The sequence below is a fragment of the uncultured Fibrobacter sp. genome (assembly GCF_937877005.1).
In the GTDB taxonomy this organism is placed as follows: Bacteria; Fibrobacterota; Fibrobacteria; order Fibrobacterales; family Fibrobacteraceae; genus Fibrobacter.
This window is the reverse complement of sequence record NZ_CALEFV010000092.1, coordinates 1-3,362: the sequence shown is the minus strand read 5'-3', so window position 1 is coordinate 3,362 and position 3,362 is coordinate 1. Positions and strand designations below refer to the sequence as shown.

Genomic DNA, 3,362 nt, shown 5'->3' with positions numbered 1-3,362 from the left:
GTGCTTTCCCTGTGAAGGGTCACTGCCTGAACTCCCAGCTGATGAGCGTGCCCGACTGCCAGGCCATCGTCAAAAAGGCCGCCTCCCGCCGTCTGGGCGAAAAATACGGCACCTCCTGGCTCCCCGAGACGGGCATCAAGTTCCAGCTCCACTTTACCATCCTCAATGACCAGGTGACCCTGTCCCTGGACACCTCCGGACAGGGCCTGCACAAGCGGGGCTACCGGGCCATCGGCAACGATGCGCCGCTCCACGAAACCCTCGCCGCCGGTATGATCCAGCTGACCCGCTACCGGGGCCGGGAATTTTTCTGGGACCCCTTCTGCGGCTCCGGCACCATTCCCATCGAAGCCGCCCTCATCGCCAAAAACCGGGCACCGGGCCTGAACCGCCGGTTCGCCGCCGAAAGCTACGGCTGGATCAGCACCGAAACCTGGGCCCAGGTCCGCACCGAGGCCAGGGACAAGGAGTTCCGGGGCAAGAATGGCATGAAGCTTGTCGAGGTGAACGCCTCGGGTCGTGAAGTTGGTCTGGTAGAGGGAATCGAGGGAACGGATCCGGTTCCGGGCCTTCGTCTGGTTTCGACGATCGATCTGCGTCTGCAAAAGGTTGCCGAAGAAGCGATTCCCGATAGCGCGAAGGGCGCTCTTGTGGCTATTGATCCTAGGAATGGAGAAATCCTCGCGATGGTTTCTTCTCCGCGGCTGGATCCGAACATTTTCTCGCTCAAGAAGCGTGAGCGAAACAAGGGCTGGGCTCACGTGGCTCTTGATTCCATGAGGCCGCTTACGAACCGCGCCATTTCGGGTACGTATCCCCCGGCTTCCGTCTTTAAGTTGGTGACGGCGGGTGCGGGTCTTGAAAATGGAATCCTTACCGAAAACAAGTTCTATCCGAAACCCTGCACGGGGGGATACCAGTACGGAGCCCGCTACCAGAAGTGCTGGGGCTCTCACGGAAGCTTGAACGTGGTCAATGCGATACGCCTTAGCTGCGATGTGTTCTTTTACCAGGCTGGTCTCGATATCGACATGGCGCGTATCAACGAGTTTGGCCGCCGCTTTGGTCTGGGCGAGCAACCCCTGGGTATCGATATTCCCGGTGAAAAGGGAGGGTGGCTCCCGGATTCCGTTTCCTTTAATGCGCGCAACAAGCGTCTGGGCTGGCGGTGGGCCCGTGGCCTGATTCTGAATCTTTCTATCGGTCAGGGACAGATTGTGACTCCGTTGCAACAGGCAACCTTGATCGGTTCTCTTGCGACGGGAAAGGGGGTGTACCGTCCGCATTTTATGAAGGAACTGCGTGATAGCCGCGGTAACGTGGTTCGTCGCTACGAACCGGAAATCATAAGGCTCGGGAACATGAAACCTTACACGCATCGTATTCTGCTTGCCGCGATGGATTCCGTTGTGAACCATCCCGGAGGAACGGGCAAGCGCGGGGCTATCCCGGGAATTCGCGTGGGTGCAAAGACCGGTTCAGGAGAATGGAAGAAGGGCGAAAAGACTCACGCTTGGTATGCTGCGGTCGCGCCGCTTTATGACCCGGAAATTGCCGTGGCCGTGATTATGGAAGCTGCCGGTGGTGGCGGTTCCGTTTCGGGCCCGATTGCGAGAAAGGTGATGGAAGCCTATTTTGCTAACAAGGAAAGGGATGGGGAGGCCACAGAATGAAATCTGGACGCTTTTTGGATCAGTCCCTGAAATTTGACTGGCTTTTCATTGTGCTGACGATTGCGCTGATGGCGTGCGGCGTTACTTTGGTGTATTCGGCAACCATTGCCGAGGATATATCGATTTTGGACAAGTTCTGGTTCAAGCAGATTGTTTATTTCCTTTGCGGTATCGGTTTTGCTGTAGCTCTTATTTTTGTGCGGATTGATTGGCTGAAGCGGAGTGCGGTGCCGCTGTATGTCATTTCCCTATTGCTGCTTTGCGTGGTCCTTTCTTCGGCTGGTGACGTGACGAAGGGGGCGGGTCGCTGGATTGATTTCGGTGTTTTCAAGTTGCAACCATCCGAATTTGCAAAGATTGCTTACCTGCTAACCATTTCGTACTGGCTTTCGAAACATCCGGTAAGCCTGTACAAGATAAAGAGCTTTGTCGTTCCGTTCTTCTTGTTTATCGTACCCTTTGCCCTAGTTTTGAAACAGCCGGACCTGAGTACGGCACTCGTGTTTATTGCGGTGACGATGGTAGGGTTCTTCTTTGCTGGATTGACCCTGACGGACATGTTCCTGGTTGTAAGTCCGGTGCTGTCGGTGTTGTTGTCGCACTCGCAGGCTATCGGTTTCGAGGTGCTTTGGGGAATCCTTATTTGCGCAGTCGTCTTTGCTTTGGTTCGCCGCCATCTACCGAAGGTGCTGACGGGCTTTTTCCTGATGACGAACATCCTGGCCGGATACGCGAGTTCCATGGTGTGGAACATGCTGGAACCGCACCAGCAGAAGCGCGTAAATACGTTCCTGGATCCGATGAGCGATCCCCTGGGTGATGGCTATCAGGTGTTGCAGTCGCTGACGGCCATTGGTTCCGGAGGCCTTACCGGTAAGGGTTTTGGTAACGGCACGCAGACGAACCTCGCTTTCTTGCCCGAAGAACATACGGACTTCATCTTTAGCGTGCTGGGAGAGCAGTTCGGCTTTGTGGGGTGCGCTGTCGTCTTGACGCTTTATGCATTGTTCCTTTGGCGTGCAACGTCCATATGCAAGCAGTCTTCGGATTCGTTCGTGACCCTGATGGTGATGGGCGCCTCGACGATTTTCCTGTTCCACATTCTGGTCAATATCGCCATGACGATAGGTCTGATGCCCGTGACAGGACTTCCGCTGCCGTTCCTTTCTTATGGTGGGTCCTTTGCGCTGACCTGCATGGTGCTGGTGGGTTTTTTGCTCTGCCTGCGTTTCCAGGGGCGCCGCCACTAATTTTTGTCTTGTGCCTAGGCTTTTTTTGCACAAAAAAATCGTGTATAGATGGGGGACCCATGGGGCCCCGTGGAGCCTAGATGGAATGGATCAAGAAAGTTGGCCGTGGGGTGGGGGAGTTCGTTTTTGGAATGCAGTGTCTTGGATGCGGTCATGCGTCCGAAAGATTGGACCCGTGGCTATGTCCTGACTGTATTCGAGCCCTCGTTAGGGAGTCGCAGGCTTATTCGTTCCCGAATCCGGATACCTACTGTCTTTTTCCGATGCGTCCGCTGAGTCGCCGGCTTGTCCATGCCTTGAAGTACAAGAGCGTTCCCGGTATGGCGACTTATTTGGTTATCCATTCGACGGCGGTTCGCGATGGAGTAGTGGGGCAGGAACTTGCGCTGCTTCCGCAACCGCTTTATTTTGTCCCTGTGCCGCTGCATAGGGCGAGGCT

2 protein-coding genes and 1 pseudogene are annotated in these 3,362 nt (G+C 55.4%); all 3 read left to right on the top strand.

The window, feature by feature from the left end:
- A partial coding sequence (locus Q0628_RS04740) for a penicillin-binding transpeptidase domain-containing protein (protein ID WP_298768648.1) occupies window positions 1–1,673 on the top strand: 1,673 nt, incomplete at its 5' end.
- The gene (gene rodA, locus Q0628_RS04735; RefSeq protein WP_298768646.1) at window positions 1,670–2,923 is read left to right on the top strand and encodes a rod shape-determining protein RodA; all 1,254 of its coding nucleotides are present in this window, start codon (window positions 1,670–1,672) and stop codon (window positions 2,921–2,923) included. The genes Q0628_RS04740 and rodA, both read left to right, overlap by 4 nt.
- 80 nt (window positions 2,924–3,003) lie before the next feature.
- A pseudogene (locus Q0628_RS04730) lies at window positions 3,004–3,362 on the top strand (ComF family protein); the annotation flags it as partial.